We start from the raw sequence: 5366 nt of genomic DNA, 5'->3' as shown, positions 1-5366 counted from the left end.
TCGAGAAGCTGGCCGCCGACCTCGGATGCCGGGGTCAGCTTGTCCGCGCTCTGGAGCTTGTGCGCCAGGGTGAAGACCTTTGTCAGTTCCAGCCGCAGGCCGTTTTCCACGATCAGGCGGATCACGCCCAAGGCCGCGCGGCGCAGCGCGTAGGGGTCCTTGGAGCCGGTCGGCTTCTCGTCGATCGCGAAGAACCCGACGAGGGTGTCCAGCTTGTCGGCCAGCGCCACGGCGATGCTGACGGGTGCCGTCGGGCAGCGGTCGGTGGGGCCGAGCGGCTTGTAATGTTCCGCGATGGCGTCGGCGACCGGTGCGTCCAGGCCTTCACCGAGCGCGTAGTAGCGGCCCATGACGCCCTGAAGCTCCGGGAACTCCCCGACCATGCCGGTGACGAGGTCGGCCTTGGCGAGCCGGGCGGCCAGCCGCGCCTGATCGGGATCGGCGCCGGGGATGAAGGCCGCCAGTTCTGCCGCCAGCGTCTCCATCCGGGAAACCTTTTCGGCGACGGTGCCGAGACGGGCGTGGAAGGTGACGGCATCGAGCGAGGGGACGCGTTCCTCCAGCTTCACCTTGCGGTCCTGGTCCCAGAAGAACTTGGCGTCCGACAGGCGGGCGCGCAGGACGCGTTCGTTGCCGGCGATCACGGCGGCGCCGCCGTCCGAGGTGGTCGTATTGGCGACCACGACGAATCGGGGAGCGAGTTTGCCGGTGGCATCCGTCGTCGCGAAATATTTCTGGTGCGTCCGCATCGAGGTGGTCAACACCTCCGGCGGGACGTCCATGAACTGCTGGTCGATGGCGCCGCTCAGCACGACCGGCCATTCGACGAGGCCGGTGACCTCGTCTGCCAAGCCTTCGTCGGGAGCGACGACAAGGCCGTGGCTGCCGGCGACTTCCGCCGCGTCGGCGGCGATCTTGGCGCGGCGCTCGTCGCGGGACAGGATGACGTGGGCATCCAGCAAGCCGTCGCGGTACGCGTCGAAGTTGCCGGCGGCGATCACGGCATCCGGGGAAAGAAAGCGATGCCCCCGCGTCCTGTCGGTAAATGTCATCATTCCGACTTTTCCGCCGAGGTCGAACGAGCCTTCCAGCAACTTCCCGTCGAAGACGGCGAGGATGTGATGGATCGGCCGGACCCAGCGGAAGGTGCCGGTGGCCCAGCGCATGCTCTTGGGCCAGGGGAACTCGCGGATCGTCTCGCTGATCAGGCCGGGCAGGACCTCGGCGGTGTCGCGGCCGGGCTTCTCGGTCACGGCGAACCAGAAGACGCCCTTGCCGGTGTCGCGCTGTTCGCACTGGTCCAGGCTGGCAAGGCCGGCGCCGCGCAGGAAACCGGCGACGGCCTGCTCGGGCGAGCCGACGCGCGGACCCTTGCGCTCCTCCCGGACGTCCGCCGTGCGGGATGCCAGACCTTCGACCACCAGCGCCAGACGGCGGGGCGTGGAATGGGCTTGCGACGATCCGATCTCAAGCCCGGCCGCCGCCAGCTTGGTGGTGATCAGGCGCTGAAGATCCTCGGCCGCACGGGCTTGCATGCGTGCCGGAATATCTTCGGAGAACAGTTCGATAAGAAGCTGGGGCATGATATCCGGCGGTTCGATCAGGAGGTGGGGCCGGAGGGCGGCGCCGCATCGGAAGCTATCGGCGGCTTTCCGTCTGTCGACGGAGATCCCGCGATCCAGGCTTCGCAGCAGCCTTTGGCGAGGGTGCGGACCCGTCCGATATAGGCGGCCCGCTCGACCACGCTGATCACGCCGCGCGCGTCCAGCAGGTTGAACAGGTGGCTGGCCTTGATGGCCTGGTCATAGGCGGGCAGGGCCAGCTTTTCGTTCAGGAGGGACTGGCACTCGGCCTCGGCGTCCTTGAAGTGCTGGAGCAGCCGGTCGGTGTTGGCATGCTCGAAGTTGAAGGCGGAATACTCGATCTCCGCCCGCTTGAAGACGTCGCCGTAGCGGACGCCGGCCCCGTTGAAGTCGAGGTCGTAGACGTTCTCGACGCCCTGGACATACATGGCGAGGCGTTCCAGCCCATAGGTCAGCTCGACCGCGATGGGATCGCACTCGATCCCGCCGACCTGCTGGAAATAGGTGAACTGGGTGACTTCCATGCCGTCGCACCAGACTTCCCAGCCCAGCCCCCAGGCGCCCAGGGTCGGGCTTTCCCAGTCGTCCTCGACGAAACGGATGTCGTGCAGCGCCGGGTCGATGCCCAGCGCGTAGAGGCTTTTCAGGTAGAGGTCCTGCGCGTCCGCCGGCGACGGCTTCAGGATGACCTGGAACTGGTAATAGTGCTGCAACCGGTTCGGATTTTCGCCGTAGCGCCCGTCCTTGGGGCGGCGCGACGGCTGGACATAGGCGGCGCGCCACGGCTGCGGCCCAAGTGCCCGGAGCGTCGTCGCCGGGTGGAACGTGCCGGCGCCCACTTCCATGTCGTAGGGCTGGAGAATGACGCAGCCCTGCTCCGCCCAATAATTCTGGAGCTTGAGGATCAAGCCCTGGAAACTGAGAGGCCGTTTGGAACCGCTTGATTCCGCCGATCCGGAGGGCTGGGTCGCCGCGCTTGCAGGCGCCATGGTCGTTCACGCTTTATCGTTTTGTTGCAGTGCGTGGACGATACGCGGGCAGTCTGCCGGAATCAAGTGCGGGCGGGTCGTTCCTTGGACCTGATTGGGAGGCCTGGAACGGGGTGTTCAACGATAGGGGCAGTCGGGCCGCCCGCAACTGGTCGCTTTGGTTGCCGACACATAAACGTTGCAGGCCGGACAGCGGATCATTTCCTCCGCATTGGGGCGCGGACGGGGCAGGCCGCCTTCGTTGGCGTCCAGCTTCCGCTTCGCCTCCATCCTGGCGTTGATCCGGGCGACGTACCGGTAGCCGTACCAGACGACGGCGATCAGCAGGATGAGGGTGAGGATCTTTGAGAACATGCGTCTTCATTACGGCGGCGGGGCGGGGGCGGTCAAGGAGCGAGCGCCCATGTCCGCCATTCACATCCCCATCAATGCAGCCAGCTTCGCACGCAGGTCCGCCAGCACCGCCGGGGGAACCTTGCCGCCGGCGTAGGTGATGGGGCGGGCCATCGTGTCTATGCTTCGGACGAGACTTGTCAGCACCTCGCCGGTCACCGCCAAGCCTTCGGGAAGCACGACGCTCGTTCCAAAGGGACGAATCCGCGATGTGATTGGGCAGACTATGGCGAGGCGTGTCGTCTGCCAGAAAGCCACTGGCGAAACGACGACAGCTGGTCGTCGGCCGCTCTGCTCTCGACCCACGCGCGGATCTAAGTCGGTCCATATCAAATCGCCTTCATCGGGTTCGTAGATCAATCCACCACTTCCCGGCCGACGTCAGGCCCCCAGTCGAACGCTTCGCGCATGTCCTCCGGGGTGATTCCGGTCAGAAGTTCCTCAAGCCTGTAGTGCGGACGATCGGTCCTGATTATGAGGCGATCTCCTTCAGCCTCGATTTCGACCCGAGCGCCGTCTTTCAGACCGAGCCGGCCAGCTAATTCCTTTGGAATCCGCAGCCCCAAGCTGTTGCCCCAGCGAGCCAATTGAACTTGCATCATGTCCTCCATGATATACGCAGTATATCCTAATGGCTGGCGGCTTCCGGAGCAATCAGCATCGTACCGGTCAGGTGCCGATCAGGCTCGACTGCGGGTTGGAAGCTTCGGCATAGGTGCGCTTCGGGATGCGTCCTGCTTCACGGGCGGTCTCCCGTTTCCACGGCGGCGCCACCCGCCGGGCGAGGCCGGCGGGCCGGCTTGCGTGGGCCGTTCAGATGAAGATCGATGACGGCGAGGGACTTTTTCGAAACGCCGCCGGCGTCGGCGAATTCCGGCCAGCGAGACGCTACGGATCGAACCCGGTCGATGATTTCCTGGGATTTGCCCCGGCCGATGCCGACCTCGTCCGCCAGTTTGAGAACATGCTCGATGCCGGGATTGCCGCTTCCGGCGACATCCAGCGCATGTTCCCCGCCGTGGCCCATGGAAAACGTCACGTCATAGGCGGGGGCCGGCAGCCAGGCGCCGTCCGGCGCCATCATGAAGCTGTGGTTCTTGGTGTGGTCGTCGCGATCGAAGGCGAAGACGTTGAAGGCCATCCGCGTGAACATCTGTTCGACGGCGCTTTGACGGCGTACCAGGGTCCAGGCGACCCTGAGCAGATGGCCGTAGCCGATGCTGGGATGTTCATGCGATGCATTCAGCAGACCGCTGACGGTATGCATGTGGACCCGCCTGTTGTGGACGCGGTCGAACCGTTTGATGCCGAAAAAGCCGGGGCCTTTCCTGGCCGGGAACAGCTTGGTCGGCGGCATGTCCACGCCGGCCGCTCCGGCCATGCCGGCATAGGCATTTTCAATGGCGCCGATGTCAATGGGGTCGGCGGCTGCCCGGAACTTGACCATCCAGGGATCGAAGCCATCGGGCATCTCGTCGACACCATGGATCAGGCGGCTATGGTCGTTCGCCAAGCCGACCAGCGCTTTCGGCCGGGCGCCGTGGGGCGATCCGCCGACTGCCAGCAACTCGTCCAGCACGGCGCGGGGGCTGTCGTTCAGCACTTTGCGCGCCTCCCCGGAGAGCTTGTCCAGGTCGATCAAGCCATTGCCGCCGTCGGCCAGGGGTGGATGCTCGGGGCGATATATCAGCGCGCCCATGCCATGGGTTCCCACCCAGGCCAGTCTGTCCAGGGGCGTCAATTGTCCGGGATGCAGGCCGATCCGGTGGAGTTTGCGGTCCATCAGAAGGCGGCCCCAGCCATCGGGCAGGCTGTCATTGAACAAGCCATGCAGGCCGTCGAACGGCCTTGGTGGGCCTTCCATCAGGCCGGGACCCAACTTAAGGCGGAAGGGGGACAGATCCAGACCGCTGGAGAGGAACGCCTGATCGTATTCGAAGTAGGCGACGCGGTCGCGCCACGCCAAGCGGCCGACCTGATGCCGGAGGCCGTCCAGATCGATCTCCACGTTCAGCAGCGGGATGGGGCGGAACGGTCCCGTCTTCCGCTGAGTCACTTCTTCTTGCCCCGCAGGCGCTTCCGGGGTGTCGCGATGACTTCGTCCAGAGATGTGAATTTCGGCAGGACGAACAGGCCCTCGAACCCGCTTTCCAGGCGCAGCGCCAAGGCGATGCGAACCACCACCTCAAGGGAGGCCGCCCCCGTGTGCTCGAACCGCTTCAGCGTGCCGAGGCTCACTCCGGACCGTTCGGCCAAGCCCTCCTGGCTCAGGTCGGCTGCCAGACGGGCGGCACGGGACCGTTGGGCGATGCTGTGGCAGATATCGGCAGGCGAGGCGAACTCAATAGATAACATGTTATCCATATAGTGCTGAAATACGATTTAATGGACAATATATTAT

General features: G+C 65.0%; 7 protein-coding genes. All 7 read right to left on the bottom strand.

Annotated features, from left to right (window positions below; translation table 11 throughout):
• Window positions 1–1583: glycine--tRNA ligase subunit beta (gene glyS / locus AC5JJ6_RS39990; RefSeq protein ID WP_496047381.1), on the bottom strand; the 1583-nt coding region annotated here is incomplete at its 3' end.
• Between the two features lie 17 nt (window positions 1584–1600).
• Window positions 1601–2572 carry a glycine--tRNA ligase subunit alpha gene (locus AC5JJ6_RS39985; protein ID WP_496047380.1) on the bottom strand — a complete coding sequence of 324 codons (972 nt, stop codon included), beginning with the start codon at window positions 2570–2572 and terminating at the stop codon, window positions 1601–1603.
• Window positions 2573–2689: 117 nt separating this feature from the next.
• On the bottom strand, window positions 2690–2926 hold the full coding sequence (locus AC5JJ6_RS39980; RefSeq protein ID WP_044432221.1) for a hypothetical protein: 237 nt from the start codon (window positions 2924–2926) through the stop codon (window positions 2690–2692).
• Window positions 2927–2986: 60 nt separating this feature from the next.
• Entirely contained in the window at window positions 2987–3325 is a 339-nt protein-coding gene (locus AC5JJ6_RS39975) for a type II toxin-antitoxin system PemK/MazF family toxin (protein WP_496047379.1), read from the bottom strand.
• A complete protein-coding gene (locus AC5JJ6_RS39970) occupies window positions 3322–3576 on the bottom strand; it encodes an AbrB/MazE/SpoVT family DNA-binding domain-containing protein (RefSeq protein ID WP_496047378.1) in 255 nt (84 codons plus the stop codon). Before AC5JJ6_RS39970 ends, AC5JJ6_RS39975 begins: the two co-directional genes overlap by 4 nt.
• Before the next feature lie 128 nt (window positions 3577–3704).
• Complete coding sequence (locus tag AC5JJ6_RS39965) at window positions 3705–5021, bottom strand: type II toxin-antitoxin system HipA family toxin (RefSeq protein ID WP_496047377.1); 1317 nt, start codon at window positions 5019–5021, stop codon at window positions 3705–3707.
• Window positions 5018–5320 (bottom strand): helix-turn-helix domain-containing protein, encoded by a 303-nt coding sequence (locus AC5JJ6_RS39960; RefSeq protein WP_496047376.1) that lies wholly within the window; start codon window positions 5318–5320, stop codon window positions 5018–5020. Before AC5JJ6_RS39960 ends, AC5JJ6_RS39965 begins: the two co-directional genes overlap by 4 nt.
• Between the last annotated feature and the right edge of the window lie 46 nt (window positions 5321–5366).

The organism is Skermanella sp. (assembly GCF_059503625.1).
The sequence above is the reverse complement of the archived record's forward strand: the minus strand, read 5'-3'. Positions and strand labels throughout refer to the sequence as shown.

Bases quoted from the DNA above. Each gene is read 5' to 3' on its own strand.
- AC5JJ6_RS39985 (WP_496047380.1), bottom strand. From the start codon at position 2,572: ATGGCGCCTGCAAGCGCGGCGACCCAGCCCTCCGGATCGGCGGAATCA.
- AC5JJ6_RS39980 (WP_044432221.1), bottom strand. From the start codon at position 2,926: ATGTTCTCAAAGATCCTCACCCTCATCCTGCTGATCGCCGTCGTCTGG.
- AC5JJ6_RS39970 (WP_496047378.1), bottom strand. From the start codon at position 3,576: ATGGAGGACATGATGCAAGTTCAATTGGCTCGCTGGGGCAACAGCTTG.
- AC5JJ6_RS39960 (WP_496047376.1), bottom strand. From the start codon at position 5,320: ATGTTATCTATTGAGTTCGCCTCGCCTGCCGATATCTGCCACAGCATC.